The organism is Burkholderia anthinoferrum (assembly GCF_002925705.1).
Classification (GTDB): domain Bacteria; phylum Pseudomonadota; class Gammaproteobacteria; order Burkholderiales; family Burkholderiaceae; genus Burkholderia; species Burkholderia semiarida.
In genome coordinates this window covers 363,964-385,883 of the sequence record NZ_LFZP01000052.1, presented here as the reverse complement: position 1 = coordinate 385,883, position 21,920 = coordinate 363,964, and the positions used below count along the sequence as shown (strand labels likewise).

21 protein-coding genes are annotated in these 21,920 nt (G+C 67.8%); 8 read left to right on the top strand and 13 right to left on the bottom strand.

Annotation, left to right across the window (positions count from 1 at the left end; translation table 11 throughout):
* Positions 1-83: 83 nt before the first annotated feature.
* Entirely contained in the window at positions 84-356 is a 273-nt protein-coding gene (locus C5F75_RS24380; protein ID WP_059582375.1) for a hypothetical protein, read from the top strand.
* Between the two features lie 55 nt (positions 357-411).
* Here the strand turns inward: C5F75_RS24380 and pip are convergent, their stop codons facing one another.
* Positions 412-1,344, bottom strand: coding sequence for a prolyl aminopeptidase (gene pip, locus C5F75_RS24375; protein ID WP_059582373.1), 933 nt, complete (start codon positions 1,342-1,344; stop codon positions 412-414).
* A 330-nt stretch (positions 1,345-1,674) separates the two neighbouring features.
* Here pip and C5F75_RS24370 point away from each other — a divergent pair, with 330 nt between their 5' ends.
* On the top strand, positions 1,675-2,826 hold the full coding sequence (locus tag C5F75_RS24370; protein ID WP_059583066.1) for an acyltransferase family protein: 1,152 nt from the start codon (positions 1,675-1,677) through the stop codon (positions 2,824-2,826).
* Between the two features lie 29 nt (positions 2,827-2,855).
* Here the strand turns inward: C5F75_RS24370 and C5F75_RS24365 are convergent, their stop codons facing one another.
* Both C5F75_RS24365 and C5F75_RS24360 read right to left on the bottom strand, forming a co-directional pair.
* On the bottom strand, positions 2,856-3,674 hold the full coding sequence (locus C5F75_RS24365; RefSeq protein ID WP_059582371.1) for a PA3715 family protein: 819 nt from the start codon (positions 3,672-3,674) through the stop codon (positions 2,856-2,858).
* Positions 3,675-3,995: 321 nt separating this feature from the next.
* Complete coding sequence (locus tag C5F75_RS24360; protein WP_081066423.1) at positions 3,996-4,283, bottom strand: hypothetical protein; 288 nt, start codon at positions 4,281-4,283, stop codon at positions 3,996-3,998.
* Positions 4,284-4,630: 347 nt separating this feature from the next.
* Here C5F75_RS24360 and C5F75_RS24355 point away from each other — a divergent pair, with 347 nt between their 5' ends.
* Complete coding sequence (locus C5F75_RS24355) at positions 4,631-4,867, top strand: hypothetical protein (protein WP_059582368.1); 237 nt, start codon at positions 4,631-4,633, stop codon at positions 4,865-4,867.
* Positions 4,868-4,959: 92 nt separating this feature from the next.
* A complete protein-coding gene (locus C5F75_RS24350) occupies positions 4,960-5,277 on the top strand; it encodes a hypothetical protein (RefSeq protein ID WP_059582365.1) in 318 nt (105 codons plus the stop codon).
* 94 nt (positions 5,278-5,371) lie between these two features.
* On the opposite strand, the gene C5F75_RS24345 is transcribed toward C5F75_RS24350, so the two are convergent.
* Genes C5F75_RS24345 through C5F75_RS24315 form a run of 7 tightly spaced genes read right to left on the bottom strand, consistent with a single transcriptional unit; the run spans position 5,372 to position 12,592 of the window.
* The gene (locus tag C5F75_RS24345; RefSeq protein ID WP_059582362.1) at positions 5,372-6,436 is read right to left on the bottom strand and encodes a 2-aminoethylphosphonate aminotransferase; all 1,065 of its coding nucleotides are present in this window, start codon (positions 6,434-6,436) and stop codon (positions 5,372-5,374) included.
* Positions 6,436-7,617: a phosphonopyruvate decarboxylase gene (gene aepY, locus C5F75_RS24340; RefSeq protein ID WP_059582360.1), complete on the bottom strand. Its 1,182-nt coding sequence runs from the start codon at positions 7,615-7,617 to the stop codon at positions 6,436-6,438. Before aepY ends, C5F75_RS24345 begins: the two co-directional genes overlap by 1 nt.
* Entirely contained in the window at positions 7,614-9,299 is a 1,686-nt protein-coding gene (aepX, locus tag C5F75_RS24335) for a phosphoenolpyruvate mutase (RefSeq protein WP_059582357.1), read from the bottom strand. Before aepX ends, aepY begins: the two co-directional genes overlap by 4 nt.
* Positions 9,296-10,063 (bottom strand): phosphocholine cytidylyltransferase family protein, encoded by a 768-nt coding sequence (locus C5F75_RS24330; protein ID WP_104012836.1) that lies wholly within the window; start codon positions 10,061-10,063, stop codon positions 9,296-9,298. Before C5F75_RS24330 ends, aepX begins: the two co-directional genes overlap by 4 nt.
* A 35-nt stretch (positions 10,064-10,098) precedes the next feature.
* Positions 10,099-11,100: an HpnL family protein gene (locus tag C5F75_RS24325; RefSeq protein ID WP_059582352.1), complete on the bottom strand. Its 1,002-nt coding sequence runs from the start codon at positions 11,098-11,100 to the stop codon at positions 10,099-10,101.
* Positions 11,097-11,906, bottom strand: a complete 810-nt coding sequence (locus C5F75_RS24320; RefSeq protein ID WP_099317334.1) for a HalD/BesD family halogenase — start codon at positions 11,904-11,906, stop codon at positions 11,097-11,099. The genes C5F75_RS24325 and C5F75_RS24320 overlap by 4 nt, the downstream gene beginning before the upstream one ends.
* Positions 11,903-12,592 carry a CDP-alcohol phosphatidyltransferase family protein gene (locus tag C5F75_RS24315; protein ID WP_059582348.1) on the bottom strand — a complete coding sequence of 230 codons (690 nt, stop codon included), beginning with the start codon at positions 12,590-12,592 and terminating at the stop codon, positions 11,903-11,905. Before C5F75_RS24315 ends, C5F75_RS24320 begins: the two co-directional genes overlap by 4 nt.
* Positions 12,593-13,246: 654 nt before the next feature.
* On the opposite strand from C5F75_RS24315, the gene C5F75_RS24305 reads away from it, so the two are divergent.
* Positions 13,247-14,761 (top strand): acetyl-CoA hydrolase/transferase family protein, encoded by a 1,515-nt coding sequence (locus C5F75_RS24305; RefSeq protein WP_059582345.1) that lies wholly within the window; start codon positions 13,247-13,249, stop codon positions 14,759-14,761.
* 288 nt (positions 14,762-15,049) lie between these two features.
* A complete protein-coding gene (locus C5F75_RS24300) occupies positions 15,050-15,475 on the top strand; it encodes a helix-turn-helix domain-containing protein (protein WP_059582342.1) in 426 nt (141 codons plus the stop codon).
* Positions 15,476-15,623: 148 nt separating this feature from the next.
* Here the strand turns inward: C5F75_RS24300 and C5F75_RS24295 are convergent, their stop codons facing one another.
* Both C5F75_RS24295 and C5F75_RS24290 read right to left on the bottom strand, forming a co-directional pair.
* Positions 15,624-16,505 carry a helix-hairpin-helix domain-containing protein gene (locus tag C5F75_RS24295; RefSeq protein WP_059582339.1) on the bottom strand — a complete coding sequence of 294 codons (882 nt, stop codon included), beginning with the start codon at positions 16,503-16,505 and terminating at the stop codon, positions 15,624-15,626.
* A gap of 182 nt (positions 16,506-16,687) precedes the next feature.
* Entirely contained in the window at positions 16,688-18,211 is a 1,524-nt protein-coding gene (locus tag C5F75_RS24290; RefSeq protein WP_059582337.1) for a sigma-70 family RNA polymerase sigma factor, read from the bottom strand.
* A 298-nt stretch (positions 18,212-18,509) separates the two neighbouring features.
* Between C5F75_RS24290 and C5F75_RS24285 the strand changes: the two genes are divergently transcribed.
* The gene (locus C5F75_RS24285) at positions 18,510-18,965 is read left to right on the top strand and encodes a hypothetical protein (protein ID WP_059582334.1); all 456 of its coding nucleotides are present in this window, start codon (positions 18,510-18,512) and stop codon (positions 18,963-18,965) included.
* A 33-nt stretch (positions 18,966-18,998) separates the two neighbouring features.
* Entirely contained in the window at positions 18,999-19,844 is an 846-nt protein-coding gene (locus C5F75_RS24280; protein ID WP_059582331.1) for an SH3 domain-containing protein, read from the top strand.
* Positions 19,845-19,965: 121 nt separating this feature from the next.
* On the opposite strand, the gene ilvD is transcribed toward C5F75_RS24280, so the two are convergent.
* Positions 19,966-21,825 carry a dihydroxy-acid dehydratase gene (ilvD, locus tag C5F75_RS24275; RefSeq protein WP_059582328.1) on the bottom strand — a complete coding sequence of 620 codons (1,860 nt, stop codon included), beginning with the start codon at positions 21,823-21,825 and terminating at the stop codon, positions 19,966-19,968.
* Between the last annotated feature and the right edge of the window lie 95 nt (positions 21,826-21,920).

The window sequence follows — 21,920 nt, the reverse complement described above, 5'->3', positions numbered from 1 at the left end:
GCGCGCCGGCGGCACGCGCGGGTGCGTCGACATCACGGCGCCGCGCCGTCGCGCGTCGCCATTTCCATGCAACGGCGGCGGACATGATCAAGCACTTCGACTACACGCTCGGCAACGAGACGATCGAGCTTTGTGCGAGCTTCGGCGCGGGCCCGGCGTTTCGGCGCGTGCTCGTGAGCCGCGCGGATTCGATGGAAACGTTGGTGGTGCTCGATGCGCGCGGGCTATCGGGCTTGCTGAAGGTGGCGACCGAGGAACCGGAAGGGCTGCTCGACGATGCGATCCGCAAGGTCGGCGACGAACAACTCGTCGAACGGGCGATCAGCGGCCGGACGATCGTCGAAGCCGCGTTGTGACCGGCGGCGCGTAAGCGTGCCCGTAGGCACGGAGACACGCGCCGCATTCCGTCGATCACGCAGCGAACCGGTCCGTCGCCGCGACGAGCGCCTCCAGAATCCCCGGCTCGTTGTACGCATGCCCCGCGCCGGGCACGATCTCGAACGTCGCATCCGGCCACGCCTTCGACAACTCCCACGCGGTGCGGGCCGGGGTCGCGATGTCATAGCGGCCCTGCACGATCACGCCCGGAATGCCGGCGAGCCGATGCGCGTCGCGCAGCAACTGGCCTTCCTCGACGAAACCCTTGTTCACGAAGTAGTGGTTTTCGATCCGCGCGAACGCGAGCGCATAGTGGCCGTCCCCGAAATGCGCGGCGAGCGCGGGATCGGGCAGCAGCGTGATCGTCCGGCCTTCCCAGATGCTCCACGCGCGCGCGGCTTCGAGTTTCGCGGCTTCGTCGTCGCCGGTCAGCCGGCGATGGTAGGCGGCCATCAGATCGCCGCGCTCGGCTTCCGGAATCGGTGCGAGGAAGTCTTCCCAGTGATCGGGAAACAGCCACGACGCGCCTTCCTGGTAGTACCACAGCAGTTCCGCACGACGCATCGTGAAGATGCCGCGCACGATCAGCGCGCTCACGCGTTCGGGGTGGGTCTCCGCGTACGCGATCGCCAGCGCGCTGCCCCACGAGCCGCCGAACACCAGCCATTGTTCGGCGCCGACCATTTCGCGCAGGCGTTCGATATCGGCGACCAGATCCCACGTCGTGTTGTTCTCGAGGCTCGCATGCGGCGTCGAGCGCCCGCAGCCGCGCTGGTCGAACAGCAGGATGTCGTAGCGCTCGGGATCGAACAGGCGGCGGTGGTCCGGGCCGCAGCCGGCGCCGGGGCCGCCGTGCAGGAACACGGCGGGCTTGCCGGCCGGGTTGCCGCAGCGTTCCCAGTAGATGCGGTGGCCGTCGCCGGTGTCGAGATGGCCGTGGGCGTAGGGTTCGATCGGTGGGTACACAGACAGGCTCCGGTGAGGTCGACAGGAGGCGGACGAGGCGCGGGCCGATGTGCGGACGGGTACGGTCGAGCGGATGTTGCTGCGCCGCAAAATTCGTTGCGTAGGCATCGGACCGGCCGCCGCCGGACAAGGCTTGTCATTATGCCCATTCGTCGCGCAGGGCGTGGGCGCGCCGTGGCGCGGCGTCGCCTCGTCGGCGGCATGTGCCACGCGGATTTTTGAAGCAATTTCATTCCGATATTTTTCATACAAAATCCCGGCGACATGTCGGCGGGCCGGTCGGGCGCCGGCCGATTCCTGTTCCTTTACCGTGCCAACGGAAACCAGCCGATGAACCATCGCGTCACGCAGTTGACCGGGTTGCGCGCCGTCGCGGTCGCGATGGTCGTCGTCGGTCACGCCGAGCATGTGCTGCCCGGCGGCTATACGGGCTGGTACGCGCCGTTGCGGCTGATCGCCGACGGCCGGCTCGGCGTGCTGATCTTCTTCGTGCTGAGCGGTTTCCTGATCACCAACGTGCTGCGCGCCGAGTTCGCGCGCACGGGCGGGATCGCGCTGACGTCGTTCTACGTGCGCCGGGCGCTGCGGATCTGGCCGGCCTGCTACGTGTATCTCGCAGTCGTTGCGATCGTCGCGTTCGCCGGCGGGGTCGACGTCGATCGTCGGCAGTGGCTCTATGCGGCGCTGCACCTGTGGAATTACTCGGCGTGGTTCGGGCTGACCGGCGACAACGCGCTGCACCCCGACGGCGCGTGGTATCTCGGCCATTTCTGGTCGCTCGCGCTCGAGGAGCAGTTCTACTGGTTCTGGCCGTTGCTGTTCGTGCTCGGCATCCGCCGCGCCGGCACGCGCTGGCTGGCCGCGCTGATCCTGGTCGTGCCGCTGGTGCGCACCATCACGTATTTCGTTGCGCCGGCGCTGCGCGGGCAGCTCGGGATGATGCTGCACACGGGTGTCGATCCGATCCTGATCGGCTGCTATGCGTCGCTCAACCGCGAACGGCTCGAAGCGTGGATCGGCTCGTGGCGCGGCGAGGCGCACATCGTGACGGCGCTCGTCTTCGTCGTGCTGATCGGCATGCCGCTCGCCGAGCACCGGCTCGGCGGCTTCTGGAATGCGACGTACGGCGTGACGCTCGAAGCCGCGCTGATCGCGATCGTGATCGTCGTGCTGAATTTTCGCGGCGAGTTCTGGTGTGCGCGGTGGTTGCGTACGCGGCCGGTCGTGTTCGTGGGTACGATCTCGTTCAGTCTTTATCTGTGGCAGCAGCCGTTCGCGAACCCGCATCTGCCCGTGCCGCATGGGTTTCCGCTTGGTATCGTGTGGGCACTGATTGCCGCGACCGCCAGCTACTTCCTCGTCGAAAAACCGTTCCTGCGGCTGAAGGATCGCTATACGGCGCGCGAGGCGCGGCGTGTGCGGGATGACGCGTTGCGGATGCCGGCGCCGACCGACGCGATCGGGGCGAAGGTGGTGGAGTAGGTGGGGTAGCGCCGCGATTCACTGCGGTCTTACTGGAAGCGCTTCATTGCGGCGGGCGAATACCAGAAGTTCCGGAACATGTCGATTCCATAGGACTTGCCGTCGTAGTGGACGACCGTGCGCACCGTGCGCTTGCCCGTATCCGAGTAATCACCGTTCTTGCGCTGCGTCGTCGTGATGTGCGCCGTGATCGACAGGTCGGCAAAGCCGTGGCTAGATGTTTTCTCGACGGCGATCGTCATACGGGCCTCTTCACTGCGCGCATCGCCGACGCCAGGGCCGCAGGCATCGCCTTCGACGCTGATCCATCCGTAGAGGTTGGTGCCGAACACCGGGCGGATTCGGTTGCCTTCACGAATCCACAGCGTCAGCTCTTCGCTCGCATTCGCGTCGGGGCAACTTGGCCCGCGTGCGCTGCTGGTAAACACGACGCCGAACGCCCGTACGTCGGGCGAGAGCCGGTAGGGCGCCGTGTCGATGCGGTAGCTGTTCTCGCCGATTTCCGTTGCCGCATCCTCTTCGACCACCGATCGATCGGCCGCCACGACCTTGCCGCCTTCGACGAGCGCGACCACCTGCAGTTTTTGGCTTTCGTTCGGATTCTTGCTCTTCGGCAGCGAATCGAACGCGACGGCGGCGATCGTCGTTTCCGGCGCGTTCGGCGTCGCCTTGCATGACGATGCGACGACGAGCCGGTCCGCGTCGCGCGTGGCGATGCGCGCGCTCGCGACACCGGCCCAGCGGGCGACGGCTGCGACGACTGCGTCGCTGCAAGACTGGCTGTCGGCAGCGTGAACGACGGGGGAGGCGACGAGCGTCAGCATTGGGGCGAAGCGCAAGATTCTCATTGTCGCGATCGGAAATGTGTCTTCATCGGTATTCGTGGGCGTTGCCTCCCGACCCACTTCCGTCGGCCGATTCCAACGGGATTGACGTTCGGCATTGACGGACCATCGGTCGTTCAGGATGGCGGGCATGCGTCGTTCGCGATCGAAGCGGGTGCACGGAGGTTGTTACCGTCGACAGGTGCACGAGACGGCTTGCTTCGCGGCGCGAACACGACGCTCGGCATTCGGCACACTCGTCGGCTCGCGGCACGCACGCAGCACATGGTAATGAGGCATTCCGTCCCGGTCGATGTGCACGGCCGATACCGACGGACGGCGCTTTCATAGATCGACAACTGACGCGCCGTTCACCTTCCCGTCGACGATGTCCTTGCCTTGCTGCCGGGCCGCCCGCCTCGCCACTCCAAAGTCGGAGAATGTGTGGGGCTGGTTCAGTCGGAAAACACGGCTTGAAGGCGCGCTTGCCATCGAGGCCGGGCGACATATGCGCACGGCGATGTCATACCCTTCGGCGTAACGGGAATGCCTGTCAAAGCGATGGAACGTGCAGGAGAAGACAAGGGGATGAAGTTCGTACCCCTTATAGAGAAGAAACGGATAGGTTGGCATGTTGGTTGCTCCATAAGGGGAAGCCCACTATACACGGAACGGTTGGGGCGGGGTGACGCGGATGACGAGGCGCGCATCCGCACTCGTCGCGGCCAGCCGAAATAAAGTGGTTGCCTGTCCGGCGATACGCGTATGATGGTTTCATCCGAGCCGCATGCGTATCGATGGCTCCCCCTTCCAGCCTGGGCCGCACCCCTGGCTTGCGCACGGTATTTCCGTCTCTTCGACCCGCGGTGCCGTGCGGCATGCATCCGTCGGAACCGGCTCCCGTGCCGCCGTTCGAGCGAACCCTGGTGTTCTCGCTGGGCATCGATTCAAGATGCAAATATTAATCAAAGGCGGCGAACATGAGCTGGTACTGCGATGTGGAGCGCGAATTGGTACATATCAGGCGATCGATCGGGCTGCTTGAACAAGCCCAACACGCCTTCGTCAACAAATCGTCCGTAAGTGATCCTTCGTATTGGCGGATCAGGCTCAACAAACTCCGCAAGCAATCCAACCGAAACAGGATCCTCGAGCTCCAGGTGGACGAGCTTTTAGGGCGCATCGACGGAATTCAAGTTCCGCGCTGCGGCAAATAGGCCTCTGTTCCGCCACCGTTGTTATTCCGCGGCTGCACGCGTAACCGGGGGGGCAGCTCGAGCAAGCCGATTTCAAATTCAGGAGCAACATCATGATTGACGCCAGCCCAAGCAACACGTTTCGACATCTCCCGCTCTCGCCGGAGCAAGACGCGGAAATCCGGCATTACATAAAGAGGAAGGAGCAAAGGGGCGAGCAATGGGATACCCAGGAACTGGCAATGATGCTCGGCGACATGCTTGCGCCTCCGCCGGGCGACGACGAGAAGCCGGAGCCCACCGTTGAAGAAACGAGACTGGCATGCGAGTTTGCATTGGCATCGATCGACGAAGCCATGGGATCTGTTTCCGCCAGCGAAGAACGGCTCGCCGCGGTGGAGGCCGAGGAAATGAAACACCCCAGGGGATAGGGCATTGCCGACACCCATGCGTCACGTCCACGATTGTGAAGGACAAGAAAAAAGGCCCTTGCGGGCCTTTCGTGGACGAAGGTGAGGGCAGCGCTTACCGCGTCAACTGGGTAAAACCATCCAGCAACCGTTCGACATCGGCCGCCTGAATCGCCCCCATCGTCGAGATCCGGAACAGTTCCTTCGACAGCCCGCCTTGCCCGGCGTAGATCACGAAGCCGCGCGCCTTCAGCCCGTCGTGCAGGGTTTCGTACGTCACACCCTGCGGCAGCCTGTACGCACGCAAAACCACTGACGACTCGCCTTCCGGCAGCACCAGCGGCATCCCGCGTGCAACAAGCCCCGCCTGCGCCTGATCGGCAAGCGCCTTGTAATGCGCATGCCGAGCACGCCAGCCGCCGGCCTCATCGAACTCGCGCAGCGCTTCGACCAACGCGTAATACGCATGCACGGACGGCGTAAACGGCGTATTCCGCTGATCCTGCAGCTTCGCAAGCCGGCCGAGATCGAGATAGTACGTGCGGCTCGCGGCCTTCGCGAGCGCACTACGGCGCACGATCACGAACGCGGCACCCGGCACACCATGCAGGCACTTGTTCGCGGTCGCGGCAACCGCATCGATGTCGCCACCTGCAAAATCGATCGCTTCCGCGCCGAAGCTGCTGACGCCGTCCACGAGCATCTTCACGCCGCGCGCACGGCACACCTCGGCGATGGCGCCGAGGTCGTTCAGCCGGCCCGTCGTCGTTTCGTGATGGATCACCGCGACATGCGAGTAGCGGCCCGCGTCGAGGCGAGCGCCAATCTGTGCGACATCCGGCGCCTGCATCCACTCGTGCTTCAGCACATCGTGCGCGATGCCGTACTGCGTGGCGATCTGCGTGATCCGCTCGCCGTACACGCCGTTCTCGATCACGAGCAGCTTGCCGTCCTGCGGCACGAGCGCGGCGATCATGCTTTCGACGGCGGCGGTGCCGGAACCCGTCATCAGCACGGCGGCCCATTCGGCCGGGTCGAGTTCATACGCGGCAACGAGCCGCGCGCGCGCTTCATCCTGCAAGTCGAAGAATTCGCCTTCGCGATGGCACAGGTCGGGTTGCAGCAGGCTGCGGCGCACGCGTTCGGAGAGCGTGACCGGGCCGGGGTTCAGCAGCAGCATCAATGGGCTCCTTCGACGTGGGCTTCGGTCTGCGCGGCGCCGATGTGCCGCATCAGACGGGTCTTGACCTCGACCGGCGTGACGGTCGGGCGCGGCAGGCCGTCGGGCACGCCGGTGCGGATTGCAATGCGCACGAACTGTGCACCGTCGCCCGTGGCAGCCAGCGCCGCATCGAGCACGTCGAGCGTATCGCCTTCGACCGCCGACGCATAACCGCACGAAGCGGCGACACCCGCGAACGACACATGCTGCGACACCGTCGCCTGGCCGCCCGTCGATTCGTGCGCGCCGTTGTCGAGCAGCACGTGCGTGAGGTTGGCCGGGCCGTAGGTGCCGAGCGTCGCGAACACACCCATGCGCATCAGCGCGGCGCCATCGCCGTCGACGGCCACCACGCGCAGGTCGGGCCGTGCGAGCGCGAGGCCGAGCGCGAGCGGCGTCACGCAGCCCATCGAGCCGACCATGTAAAGCTGGTTCGGGCGATCGTCGAGCGCGTAGAGTTCGCGGCCGCAGAAACCGGTCGACGCGAGCACGACGGTCGAATCGACCGGCGTATGCGCGATCACGCGCTGCAGCGCGTCGTGACGGGTCGGCCATGCATCGGCCGACGCGGCGCGCGCCGACGATTGTGCGGCGACGTGCGCGCGCGGCGTCGCGGCCGGGTTCGCCTTCAGTTCATACGGCGCGACGCTGCCTTTCTGCATCACGAGCGCGTACGGGCGGCCCGTCGCGTCCATGTGCGCGATCGCGCGGTCGAGTGCCGGGCCGACCTGTTCCGGGTCGGTCGGGAACGTCTCCCACGGGATCTCCATCGTGTCGAGCATCGCGGGCGTGATCGGGCCCATCAGCGCGTGCTGCGGCTCGTCGGCCACGCCCGGCTGGCCGCGCCACGTGACGATCAGCAACTGCGGCAGGCGGAACGTCCAGGTGAGCGACGTGAGCGGGCTCACCGCGTTGCCGAGCCCGGAGTTCTGCATCATCGCGATCCCGCGCTTGCCGCCGAGCGTCGCGCCGGCGATCAGCGCGACCGCGTCGCCTTCGTTCGCGGCCGACACGTAATGCAGCGTCGGGTCCTGCAACACGTAATTGATGAACGGCGTCAGGTACGAGCAGGGCACGCCCGCGTACCAGTCGAAGCCGCGTTCGCGCGCGGCCTCGACGAACTGGGCCGCCTCGATCATTGCGCGCCCCCGTTGCCGGTGCCCGGCTCGGACAGCGGCGTCTGGCCGTGCGCGAAGTCGCCCGCACGGCGGAAGTCTTCGAGGTCGTTGACGCCGCGCCAGTGGCCGTGCACGTACTGCACTTCGATCTTCTCGCCGGCGGCGATCAGTTCGTTCAGCAGCGACGGGATGTCGAGCGTGTCGAAATCAGGACGCGCCTGCAGCGTCGCGAGCATCGCCTTCAGGCGGTCGACGCCGGCGCCGCGCACGTTCAGCAGGCCGATCCAGCGGCCGTGCGGGGTGCCCGCGGCGACGTCGCTCGACACGCGCTGCAGGTAGGTCTTCTGGCCGAACAGGCCGCGATCGTCGGCCGCCGAGCAGAGGGCGAAGTCGCGCACGCTCTGGTTGGTCTCGGTGAGCGACGAATCGACCACCACGCTGAACTCGGCCTCGCTCTCCGCGAGGTCGCGCACGATGTAGCTGCGGAACAGCAGGTCGCCGTACGAGATCACGGTGTCGCCGGTCAGGCGGTCGGCCGCGCAGGCGAGCGATGCGAGTTCGCCCGTCTGCGCATGGCGCTCGTTGACGACGAGCTTGATGCCCGACGTGTCGATCGCATCGGCGCGATAGCCACCGACCACGGTGATGTCGTTTACGCCGTGCGTCTTGAAGCCGTCGACGAGCCAGCGCAGCAGCGGCTTGCCAGCGACCGGCAGCATGACCTTGGGTTTATCTTCGGTGACGGCTTCGAGGCCCTTGCCGCGGCTCGCGGCGAGCACGATCGCCGCATTCGACGCGCGCGACGACGAAGACAGGTAGATACGCTCGGCCGCCGAGTACTCGTCGGCGTCCTGCAGGCGGAAGATCTCGTTGACCGATGCGACGCGGTCCTCGACGTTGATCAGCGTTTGGCTCTCGTAGATCTCGCGCGCGGTCGCCTGCATCGCGGATGCCGACGCGCGGATCAGGTGGTTCGCCCAGATCACGGTGCTGATGCCGGCCTGGCGGAACACGTCGGTCGGCGTGCTGTAGTACTTGGTCGGCACGATCACGAGCGGCGCCTTGCCGCTCCATTCGCGCGCGAACTGCAGGATTTCGTCGGGGCGCGACAGCTTGCTGTGGATCAGGATCGCGTCGGCGCCGGCTTCCGCGTACGCGTTCGCGCGGCGCAGCGCCTCGTCCATCCCCCAGCCCGCGATCAGCGCTTCGACGCGCGCGACGATCGAGAAGTCGGGGTCGGTCTGCGAATCCTTGCCGGCCTTGATCTTGCCGCAGAATTCGTCGATCTCGGCGAGCGGCTGGCGTTCGCCGCCGATGAAGCTGTTGGTCTTCGGAAACTGCTTGTCCTCGATGCACACGCCGGCGATGCCGCGCTGCTCGAGCTTCTTCACGAGACGGCGCACGTTGTTGAAGTTGCCGTAGCCGGTGTCGCCGTCGAGCAGGATCGGCAGGTCGCTCGCGTCGGCCATGAATTCGAGCACGTCGACGACCTGCGTCCAGCTCGCTTCGTTGTTGTCGCGCACGCCGAACTGCGCGGAGATCGCGAGGCCCGAGGCCCAGATGCCCTTGAAGCCGGCCTCGCGGACGATCCGCGCGGACAGGCCGTTGTGCGCTTCCATCAGGAATTCGAGATCGCTGCTGACGAGCATGCGGCGCAGGCGCGCGCTGCGCGATTCGGTGAAGTTGGGTTCGCGTGCGTTCATCGTGCGGCTCCGGCGGTAGTGCGTTGAATCAGGGGAAGAATGTCTTGCGTCGCGCGTGCGACGTCGTTCGGGAAATCGATCTCGATCCACGGCGAGCCGGTGACGTCGGCGACGTCGAACGAATGGCCGCCTTCGAGCAGCAGGTCGCGCACGGCTTCCTCGTGCGGCATGTTCGCGCGGCCGCTGTCGACGTAGCCCGCGACGATCGTCGCGAGGCGGCGCGCGGTGCCTTCGGTGAAGCGGAAGAAGCCGACCGATTCGCCGATCGTGTCGTAGTCGAGGTCGACCGCGAGCTGCTTGCGCAGCTCGACCGGCACGCCGTTCTTCAGGCACAGCTTGACGGGCTCGTCGCCGGCCTCGAAGTCGCGGTCGATCAGCAGGCGGTCGACCGCGCGATCGGAATCGGCCACCAGCGCGTGCAGGATGTTCTCGTCGTACAGCACGTCCGCGTCCATCAGCAGCACGTCGCCGCCGCGCGTCATTGCCTCGGCGACGGTATGCACGGTCAGCACGCTGCCGAGGTCGTAGCGGTCGTTGATCACGATCTCGGCGGCGCGGCCGAGGCGCTTCAGTTCCTGCTCGACCTTCTCGTGCTGAAAGCCGAGCCCGAGCACGATCTCGTCGACGCCCGCGGCGTCGAGCACGCGCAGATGGCGCTCGAGCAGCGACACGTCGTCGAAGCGCAGCAGGCACTTCGGAAACTGCGCTTCGGGCGGTTGTTGCAGGCGCAAGCCGAGGCCTGCCGCAAGAATGATGGCTCGCATGGGTTCTCCAACCAAAAAGCCGGCGATCTGAACGATCAGTCGGCGAGCGGCTGCGGCGCACGGCGCCGCTGCCAGTTTCTTTCACTGAAATGCAGATAGAGCAGGCCGGGCAGACCGAGCGCGAGTTCGCGCGCACGCTTCGCGAGCGACAGCGCGAGCGCCGCGTCGGGCGGCAAGCCGACCAGCGGCGCGAGCAGCAGGTAGCCGCCTTCCTGCGCGCCGAGCGAGCCCGGGATCGCGAAGGCCGCGCCGCGAATCGCCTGGCCGACGCTTTCCAGCAGCAGCGCGTCGAGCCAGCTCACCGGATGCCCGAGGAAGTGCAGCGCGAGCCACACTTCCGCGGTGCCGACGATCCAGCCGACGAGACTCAACGCGAAGGTCTTCGCGACTTTCGCGCGATCGCGGTACAGCGCGCCGACGGCGCCGTCGATCGCGTCGGCGCGCGTGGCGAGCGACGACCAGTCGCGCGGGCCGAGCAGCTTCGACGCGAGGCGCAGGCCGCGGCCGAACAGGCCGCGCCGCTGCGCCAGATAGAACATCACCGCGAGCGCGCCGAGCACGCCGGTGGCGATCAGTGCGGGCGTGCGCAGGTGCGCGACCGACTCGTGCGTCGCATACAGGCTGAACGCGGCGATGCCGATCAGCGCGAAGGCCATCTGCGAGAGCGCCTGCATCGTCGTGCCGACGGTCACGGCGGCGGCCGCGTCGGCCATCCGCGTGCCGCGCTGCGCGAGGTGGCGCACCATCAGCACGGGGCCGCCGATCTGCCCGGCGGGCAGCAGGCTGTTCACCGATTCGCCGACCCAGCGCGCGCGCAGCGCATTGCCGAGTTCGGCGCCCGGCTGCCCGCGGCGGAACATGACCGTAATGGCTACCGCGTCGATCACGAGCGGCACGACGTGGAACGCCGCGACGAGCGCGAGGCCCCAGCCGGCCGCGAGGAACGTGGACGCCACCGCGCCGACGCCTTGCCAGGCCAGCAGGGCGATGAAGAGTGCGGTCCCGAGGGACAGCAGGATGAGGCCCGCGCGTGTCATGACCCGCTCGTGCGTCGCGTCGCCAACTGCTTGAAGACCTGGCGGAAACCGAAATACGCGATCGCGTCCTTCATGTTCGAGATGAAGCGCTTCCACGGCCGCATGCCGGGGTTCGTCACGTATTCGAACGTGAGCGACACGCGCATCTCGTTCTGGCCGAGCGGCGTGATGCGGTGGCGCAGCTTGTCGCCGTCGAACAGCACGATGCCGCCGTCGGCGATCTGCACGGAGCCCGGTTCGTCGGGCACGTCCGGGTTGCGCGTATGCAGCTCGTAGTCGAGCCGGCACGACGATTCGTCGATCACGCCGATCAGCAGCGTGTAGCGGCGGCCGTCGTAGTACGACGTGTCGTAGTGCCAGCCGATGTGGTCGCCGGGTTTCGTGTAGTAGTAGAGCGCGTACGCGTGCGGATCGTCGTCCGGCGACAGCATCAGCTTGTCGCCGGTGATTTTCTCGAGGAAGCCGATCAGCGCCTTCGAGCGATACAGCTCGGCGATGTACGGCGCCTGCTCGTCGATCGTATGGCGGCTCACGCTGCCGCCCTGCTTGTGGCCGGGCAGGTAATTGCGGTTCAGGCCGGCCTGCATCGCGCGCGCGGCATCCGCCAGCTTCGCGTGCGCGTCGGCCGGCAGGAATGCGTCGAGATAGAGGAACGAGCCCTGGCGCGTGTAGTCGCCGCGCAGGCGCTCGAGGTCGAGCCGGCCGACGCAGTCGGCCACGGTGCGATCGGGATCGGCCGCCGTCGCGCGCACGGGCGCGGGGCGTGCCGGGCTCAGCACGGAATCGTCGCGCGTGCTAGGAGTCATTTGGAAGCCTGGATTTCGGTTGAATTCTGCGAAAGGTCGCCGCGGTTGCCGCGCCGCACGACGCGCCACCAGTCGATCACGACCCAGGCGGCGAACAGCGGGGCGCCGATCGACGCCGCGAGCAGGAACGGCTGCACGCCGTCGACGAGCGTCACGATCGGCAGCAGGTACAGCACGTCCTCGGTCTCGAAGCCGCCGGCGAACGCCTGCTTGGTGCCGGCCTTGCCGGCGATCGATTCGATCCGCATGCGCAGGAAGAAGATCAGCGCGACGGCCGCGCCGGCCACGGCGCCGAGCAGCACCGGCGACGCGGCCATCTGGCCGCCCTGGGCGACGATGCCGACGCCCATGCTGACGAACAGCGCGACCGTGACGAGCGCATCGGCCGCGAGGTCGTAAAAATGACCGATCTTGCTGGACTTGCCGCTGATGCGCGCGAGCTCGCCGTCGGTATGGTCGACGAAGTTCGACAGCACGATCAGGAACGCACCCGCATTGCTCCAGCCGAAGCCGCCGTGCGCGAGGCACCAGGCGCCGGCGAGGCCGATCAGCAGACGAAGGGTGGTGAGGTGATTCGGGGTGACCGGCGTATCGACGAGCGGTCGGACAAGCGAGCGCGCGAGCCGCGCATCCCACGTGCGTGGCAGGGGCGGTTCGGGGTGTGTGGCGGTTTTTCTTTGGTCCATCGGCGAAATATATACGGAATTGTAATTTGTTGCTTTTTATTCGATCAATGTCCTGACATGCGGGAGTGTTACCGCGTCTTGCAGGCATCGGGCGGTTCGAAAACGCGCCGGCGAACGAGGCCGCCGACCGGGCGGCCGGACCCACTTTCCAGTGTGGTCCGCATCGCGCGGCTGTCAAGGCCGCAGGGGCTTCGCGGGCCGGCGCGGCGGCGCTTCTCGCGCCGGCCGGCCGGCGGCGCGCGATGGACCGGAGCTTGACCTCCGTCAGGCCGGGAAAGAGCGCAGCGGGCGACAATCGGCCACGCCGGACGGGTGTCGTCCGTTGCCGAACCAAAGGCCGTCAATGTCGAGGGACATCCGTCGATTGATGCGCGACGGCCGGCGATCGCGAACCGGCGATTCCGCCCCGGTGCTTTCACGTACCTTTCGCGCGCATCGCGCGGGCCGATCGCCTGTCACGGAACGACCGTTCGATACCCGACAAATCCGGCAAGGATCTTTTGCATCCAGCGGACATTTCGCGGCGATCGCCTCTGCGATACTCCGACCGTGCCCGTGGTGCCGGGCCGCCCCTCGCGGCCCCAAGGGCTTCGCGTCGCTCAGGAGACACCCCCCGCGACGTCAACGACAGACCAAAGCGTCAGATAACCAGCCATGTCTTCATCACGCATCCTCGCTCCCGCCCTGCGTTCGCTCGTCCGCACCGCCGACGAAGCCGCCGCGCTGATCCGCCCCGGCATGACCGTCGCCATGAGCGGCTTCACCGGGTCGGGCTATCCGAAGGCCGTGCCGGCCGCGCTGGCCGCCCATATCGACGCGGCGCACGCGCGCGGCGAGGACTTCCGGATCAACGTGCTGACGGGCGCGTCGACCGCACCGGAACTCGACGGCGCGCTCGCCCGCACCGACGGCATCTCGATGCGGCTGCCGTACCAGTCCGACCCGACGTTGCGCGACAAGATCAACGGCGGCGAAGTCGATTACCAGGACGTCCACCTGAGCCACGTCGCGCAATACGCATGGTTCGGGCTGTACGGCGATCTCGACGTCGCGATCGTCGAAGTCGCGGGCATCCGCGAGGACGGGCTGCTGATTCCGTCCGCGTCGATCGGCAACAACAAGACCTGGCTCGAGCGCGCGAAGCACGTGATCCTCGAAGTGAATGCGCGCCAGCCGCTCGGCCTCGACGGGATGCACGACATCTACTACGGCACCGCGCTGCCGCCGCACCGCAAGCCGATTCCACTGACGAAGAGCGACGACCGGATCGGCGAGCCGTACCTGCGCTGCCCGGCCGACAAGATCGTCGCGATCGTCGAAACCGACGCGCCGGACCGCAGCAATGCGTTCACCGCGCCTGACGCGACCTCCAGGCAGATCGCGCTGCACCTGATCGACTTCCTGCGCCACGAAGTGAAGCGCGGCCGCCTGCCGGAAAACCTGCTGCCGCTGCAGTCGGGCGTCGGCAACATCACGAACGCGGTGCTCGCGGAACTGAGTTCGGCCGGCTTCTCGAACCTGACGGCCTACACCGAGGTGATCCAGGACGGCATGCTCGACCTGCTCGACGACGGCACGCTGAGCTTCGCGTCGGCTACCGCGCTGTCGCTGAGCCCGGCCGCGGTGCAGCGTTTCGCCGACGACATCGCGACGTTCCGCGAGAAGATCGTGCTGCGCCCGCAGGAGATCAGCAACCATCCGGAACTCGTGCGCCGCCTCGGTTGCATCGCGATGAACGGGATGATCGAGGCCGACATCTACGGCAACGTGAATTCGACGCACGTGATGGGCACGAAGATCCAGAACGGCATCGGCGGCTCGGGCGACTTCGCGCGCAACGGCTATCTGTCGTGCTTCATGTCCGCGAGCACCGCGAAGGGCGGGGCGATCTCGCGGATCGTGCCGATGGCGAGCCACGTCGACCATACCGAGCACGACGTCGCGGTGGTCGTCACCGAGCAGGGGCTGGCCGACCTGCGCGGCCTGTCGCCGAAGCAGCGCGCGCGCAAGATCATCGCGACCTGCGCGCACCCGGACTACCGCCCGATGCTCGAGGATTACTTCGAGCGCGCGTCGCGCGAAAGCTTCGGCAAGCACACGCCGCATCTGCTGGCCGAAGCGCTGTCGTGGCACGAGCGCTACGTGCGCACCGGGACGATGAAGGCCTGACGAGCGGGCCCGCGGCGGACGCGCGCCCGTCGCAGTCGAGCGACGGAATGCCGGGCACCCGCCGCAGGAACAGCGTCGACAGCTCCATCGCGAGCGTGGCGCCCGCGTCGATCACAGCAGTTCGAACGGGCCGCCGGGCGTGCTCGTCGCGCACGTCGGCCGCGGACGGCGATGGTGCGGCGGCGCGGCGGAGTACGACGCGGGGCCAACGGTTTCATGGGGGGGCCGGACTTGTCTTGATGGAGTCGAGCGACTATCTTGCAACCTCAAGCGAACTTGAGGTCAAGCATGAGCCGACTGGACATTGCGGAGGTAGCGCGGCGCACGGGACTGCCTGCATCGACGCTGCGTTATTACGAGGAAAAGGGACTGATCGTCCCGATCGGCCGGCATGGGCTGCGGCGGCAATACGACGAGTCGGTGCTGGAGCGTCTGGCGTTGATCGCGCTCGGCCGCGAGGCCGGTTTCTCGCTCGACGACATCCTCGCGATGGTCGGCACCGAGGGCCGGCCCGCGATCGACCGCGCGAAACTCGATGACAAGGCCGACGAGCTCGACCGCACGATTCGCCGTCTCGGCGCGGTGCGCGATGCGCTGCGGCATGCGGCCGTATGCCCGGCGGCGAACCATCTCGAATGCCCGTCGTTCCAGAAGCTGCTGCGCATTGCCGCGCATCGTCATCCGGCGCGCCGCGCGAAGCCGGAAGGTGCGTAGGCAGCGAGCCCGCGCGAGGCAGGATGCGCCGCGATAGCCGTTCGACGGAAGGACGGCTACGTGGCGACGTCACGGGTTCGACGTGCCGAATGCGACGAGGCGACATCGTCCGTGCCGGCTTCGGCGTCCGCGAAACAGCCGCGCCTGCTCATCCCGCGTAATACACGCGGCATTCCATTTCGCGCCCGCGCACGATTCGCTTGCCGACGAGTGCGCCGTACGTTTCGGTGAACACGGTGCGCTGGTGCTCGCACTGCGCGGCGTCGTAGAAGTAGAGCGACACCCAGTCGGTCGGGCGCCCGGCTTCCGGCGTGCGCATGGCGGCCTGCTGGCTCAGCGCCGTGAAATGCCAGCCGCCCTTGGTCATGTGCATCACGGGCGGCGGCACGTAACCGTCCGCGTTCGGGCGCCGGTGCGTGAGCGTCGGCAGCACGCCGGCGGCCGCCTTGTTGCGGTACTGGCGATCGATGTAAAGCAGCAGTTCGACCGGCGGCTCCGTGCCGGGGCCGGCGTTTCGCATGTGACCTTGCCAGCGTCGGCGGCGGCTCAGCACGTCGTCGAGCGCGGCGCGGATGCCGACCGCGCGCCGCGGGCCGACGCCCGCGATCGTTTCGAGCTGGCCGTTGCGGGCCGCGCGTTCGAGTTCCTCCAGCGTATCGATGTGCAGCGCGTCATGAATGCGCAGCGCGAGCGCGTGACCGATGCCCGGCACGGCTTCGAATGCGGACGCGCGTTCCGCGTCGCCGCGCAGGCGGTCGAGCTGGCGCCAGCGGCCGGTCACCAGCAGCTCGGCGATCGCCTGCGCGACGCCCGCGCCGACGTCGGGCAGCGCGCCGAGCGCCTCGACGCCGCCGGTTTCGAACACGGTGCGGACGTCGCGGTCGAGCGCATCGACCGTGTCGGCCGCCGCGCGGTACGCGGCGACCCGGTACGGATTCGCGCCCTGGTCGACGAGCCGTTGCGCGGCCTCGCGCAGGCAGGCCGCGATAGGCTGGTTTTCCTCGTACGTCTGGCTGACGGTCGACTGCATGGCGAGGGACCCGAAAAGCACAAACGGAATGGCTGCGACGAGCGATGCGCCGGTCGGCTTTCAACCATTGTCGTGACGCGCGATGAAGAAAACTTGATGTGCGTCAATGGCAAACGTAGCACAGGCGCGCCGTGCACGGTCATGCAGCATTTCGGCACGACCGTGCGCGGCGCGCGATGCGGTTACGCGTCGAGAAACGACTGCGCGTTCTCGGCCTCGGCGGCCGTGCGCAGCGCGGCGAGCGCCCGTTTCTCGATTTGCCGCACGCGCTCGCGCGACATTCCCGCATCCTGCGCGATCGCGTCGTAGGTGTCGGGCTCGGCGCCACCCAGGCCGAACCGCCGGCGCAGCACGTCGGCCTCGGTCGGCGTGACCGACCGCAGCAGCGACAGCACGCATTCGCGCATGCGCGTGTCGGCCAGTTGCTCGAACGGGCTGGCCGATGCCCGATCCTCGATCAATTCCACGAGGCCGGTATCCGCATCGGGCAGCGGCGTGTCGAGCGAAACCGGCTCGGCCGGCAGCGCGAGCACCGCGCGCAGCTTGTCTTCGTCGAGGCCGGTTTCGGCCGCGAGTTCGGCCGGCGTGGCCCGACGGCCCGTCCGCTGGCGAAAGCGCAGCACATGCCGCTGCACGCGCTGATACTGGTCGCCGACGTGCACCGGCACGCGGATCGTGCGGGAGCGATCCGCGACCGCCCGTGCGATCGCCTGGCGGATCCACCACGTCGCATAGGTCGAGAACTTGAACCCGCGCCGGTATTCGAATTTCTCGATCGCGCGCATCAGGCCGAGGCAACCGTCCTGCACGAGGTCGGACAGGTCGACGCCGCGGTTCAGGTACTTGCGCGCGATCGACAGCACGAGCCGCAGGTTCGCCTCGAGCATCGCGCGCGTTGCATCGCGCACCTTTTGCTGGCCGTCGCTCAGCGCCGCCGCGAGCGCGCGCCGTGCGACCGCATCGAAGTGCGCTGCATCGACCGCCGACGGATCGTGCGGTGCGCTCGCGAGTGCGCGCACGGTACGGCTTGCGTCGTCGACGGCCGGCGCGACCCAAGCGAGCGAGCCGAGCAGGGCGGCCACGTGGTTGCGCGCGTCGCGATATTCGTCCGAACGGCTGCCATGCGCATGCAGCGCGCCGCGCAGCGCCGAGACCGCCGCGTGCAGCGCATCGTAGCGGGCGGGCGCCGGCGTATCGTCGTCGCCGTCGGCCGACCCGGTCGCGCCTGTCGTGCGATGACGCTCGAGCAGCACGTCGACCGCGGGCGGATAGCCGGCGATCGCATGCAATACCTGATGACGGCCCGTCTCGATTTCGCGGGCGAGCGCGATTTCGCCTTCGCGCGTGAGCAGCGGCACCGCTTGCATGCGCCGCATGTAGAGCGCGAGCGGATCGGTCGACGCGCTCGTGCCGCGTGCGAGGTCGCCGAGCATGGCCCTGCCTTCGTCGAGCGCGTCGCGATCGACCTCGACCGGCGCCGCGCCGGCGAACGGTGCGGGCGCGGCCGGCTCGTCGAGTACCGCGATGCCGATGTCGGCGAGCGCGGCGCGTACGACGTCGAGCGCATCGGGGCTGTCGCTTTCGGGCGGCAGCGCGTCGACGAGGTCGGCGTGCGTCAGATAACCCTGCTCGCCGGCGAGCGCCAGCAACTGGATGATCGGATCGAGCGGTGTGTCCGCCCGGAGAGTGGGGCGTGGCGTAGTCATGTCGATGGCGGCGCGAGCCGCGTTCCTGTCTGGGCGGGCCGAAGCTCGCCGGTTTGCGGTTGCCGGTGGATCGCGGACGCCCGTCCGCGCCGGTCAGCCCGACATCGTTCAAGTTGAGGGCATTTGCGCCAACTTCAACGCCGGCGCCGCGGACGGGCCAGCACGCGGCGTGCCCGCGCGGCGCGCCGGAGCAGGAAACAAAAAGTAACCGATCATACGCGCGGAAATCCGCAGGGGACGTAAGCTAGAGTCACGCGCGCCGCCTGGCGGTGGCGCACGGATTCCGCCGGAGTACGAGATGAACCCGATTCCCGCCGCGAGGCCGGCCGTCGTCGCGCTGGCCGCACTGATGCTTGGCGGCTGCTACTACACGAGCCCGTACGGCTATGCACCTTATTACGCACCCGTGCCCGCCACGGTGACGCAGCGCGAGATTCCGGCTGCACCGGCCACGCCTGGCCCGGCCCAGTCGACCGTGCCGCAAGCGCAGGTCGACGCCGGCACGGCGGTGCCCGTGTATGTCGCCCCGGCCTACGTGCCGGCGCCGTATCCGTATTACTACCCGGCGTACTACTCAGGCTGGTACGGGCCGCCCGTGACGATCGGCTTCTGGGGCCGCTGGGGCGGCGGCGGATACTGGGGCGGGCGCGGCGGGTACTGGCATCGTCCGTGGGGTGGCGGGCATTGGGGTGGCGGCCATGGGGGCGGGGGCCACTGGGGTGGCGGCCACTGGGGCGGCGGCCATCGGCACTGACGGGCGCGCGGCGGCGCGGCGCGGGAGAGCATCATGTTGAACACGATTGTCCGAAGTCTGTGCGTCGTCCTGGCCGGCCTCGCGGCCGTGCCGGGCGTCGCCGATGCGCAGAGCAGCGCTTACACGAATTCGCCGGCCGAGCTGTTTGCGGGGCCGGCGCCCGATTATCCGGTGGTCGCGCAGATTCCGCCCGGCACCGCGCTGGACGTATTCGGCTGCCTGAGCGACTACACGTGGTGCGACGTCGCGCTGCCGGGCGTGCGCGGCTGGATCGATGCGCAGTTGCTCGACTATCCGTACCAGGGCAACTATGTGCCGCTGCTCGAGTACGGCGCGATCATCGGTGTGCCGGTGACCGGATTCGCGATCGGCGCGTACTGGGACCGCTATTACCGGCACCGCCCGTGGTATCCCGACCGCGATCGCTGGGCGCGCCGTGCGGAGCCGCGGCTCGGTCCCGGCGGCATGCCGCCGGGGCAAGGGCGGCCGCGGCCGGGCGCACCGATGCAGGTCGCGCCGGCCGGCCCGCCGCCCGTGCATGACACGCGGCCATCGGCCACGCGCGGCGGCTGGAACGGCGCGAATCGCGTGCCGCCACCGGCTGCTCCTGCACCGACACCGATGCCGGGTGGAGTGGGTAATGCGCGCCCGGCCAGCCCGCCAGCGCCGACCCCGATGCCGGGTGGGGTGGGTAATGCACGTCCGGCCAGCCCGCCGCCGGCCGTGCCGCGCCCGTCATCGCCCATGCCGGGCGGCGAGGGCCACATGATGCCGCCGCCGGTGCGGCAGGGGGGCGGCGGTTATGCGCGGCCGCAAGGCGGCGGAAATGGCGGCGGTAATCGCGGCGCAGGCGGTGGCCCCGACGAACTCCGTCACTGAGGGCGCCGGTGCCGCGGCTTCTCCGGGCAACGGACGAAAAAAAGCCGCTCCGAAGAGCGGCTTTCGGATCGGGCGAACGGGAAGCGGGCAAGCCGCTACCCGCCGCCTGTAGCGCGTCGCATCAGTCGTCGAGCAGGGACAGGTCGCGTACCGCACCCTTGTCGGCCGACATCACCAGCTTCGCGTATGCCTTCAGCGCCGCGGACACCTTGCGCGGACGCGGCTGGGCGGGCTTCCAGCCCTTCGCGTTCTGCTCCTCGCGGCGGCGCGCCAGTTCCTCGTCCGACACCAGCACGTCGATCGTGCGGTTCGGGATGTCGATGCGGATGCGGTCGCCGTCGCGCACGAGGCCGATCGCGCCGCCCGCTGCCGCTTCCGGCGAGCAGTGGCCGATCGACAGGCCCGACGTACCGCCCGAGAAACGGCCGTCCGTCAGCAGCGCGCATGCCTTGCCGAGGCCCTTCGACTTGATGTAGCTGGTCGGGTAGAGCATTTCCTGCATGCCCGGGCCGCCCTTCGGGCCTTCGTAGCGCACGATCACGACGTCGCCGGCCTTGACCTTGTCGTTCAGAATGTTCTCGACCGCTTCGTCCTGCGATTCGGTCACGTGAGCCGAGCCTTCGAACACGAGGATGCTCTCGTCGACGCCGGCCGTCTTCACCACGCAGCCGTCGAGCGCGATGTTGCCGGTCAGCACGGCGAGGCCGCCTTCCTTCGAGAACGCATGCTCGTACGAGCGGATGCAGCCTTCGGCGCGGTCGAGGTCGAGGCTCGGCCAGCGCGTGTTTTGGCTGAACGCGACCTGCGTCGGAATGCCGGCCGGGCCGGCCAGGTAGAACGTGCGGACCGCTTCGTCCTGCGTGCGGACGATGTCCCACTGGTCGAGCGCGTCCTTCAACGTCGGCGCGTGGACGGTCGGCACGTCGGTGTGCAGCTTGCCGGCGCGCTCGAGCTCGCCGAGGATCGCCATGATGCCGCCTGCGCGGTGCACGTCCTCGATGTGGTACTTGTTCGTGTTCGGCGCGACCTTGCACAGCTGCGGCACGGTGCGCGACAGGCGGTCGATGTCCTTCATCGTGAAGTCGATGCCGGCTTCCTGCGCGATCGCGAGCAGGTGCAGGATCGTGTTGGTCGAGCCGCCCATCGCGATGTCGAGCGTCATCGCGTTCTCGAACGCCTTGAAGCCGACCGAGCGGGGCAGCACGCGTTCGTCGTCCTGCTCGTAGTGCTGGCGCGTCAGTTCGACGATGCGGCGGCCGGCGCGCTTGAACAGCTGTTCGCGATCGGCGTGCGTGGCGACGACCGTGCCGTTGCCGGGCAGCGACAGGCCGAGCGCTTCGGTCAGGCAGTTCATCGAGTTCGCGGTGAACATGCCCGAGCACGAGCCGCAGGTCGGGCACGCCGAGCGTTCGACTTCGGCGACGTCGGCATCCGAATACGACTGGTCGGCCGCGATCACCATCGCGTCGACGAGGTCGAGCTTCTTCAGTTCGATGGCTTTGGTGACCGGGTTCGCGAGGCGCGTCTTGCCGGCTTCCATCGGGCCGCCCGACACGAAGATCACCGGAATGTTCAGGCGCATCGCGGCCATCAGCATCCCCGGCGTGATCTTGTCGCAGTTCGAGATGCATACCATCGCGTCCGCGCAGTGCGCGTTCACCATGTATTCGACCGAGTCGGCGATGATGTCGCGGCTCGGCAGCGAGTACAGCATGCCGTCGTGGCCCATCGCGATGCCGTCGTCGACCGCGATCGTGTTGAATTCCTTCGCGACGCCGCCCGCGGCTTCGATCTCGCGCGCGACGAGCTGGCCGAGATCCTTCAGGTGCACGTGCCCGGGCACGAACTGGGTGAACGAGTTGACGACCGCGATGATCGGTTTCGAGAAATCGTCGTCTTTCATGCCGGTGGCACGCCACAGCGAGCGCGCACCTGCCATGTTGCGGCCGGCGGTGGAGGTTTTGGAACGGTAAGTGGGCATGGTGAAAGCTGAAGAAATATCGCGGGAAAAGGGTGGAGGCTCGGGAATAAAGGCCTCTCTCGCGCCCGTGCGAACAACCTCTTGAGCTGCGCCCT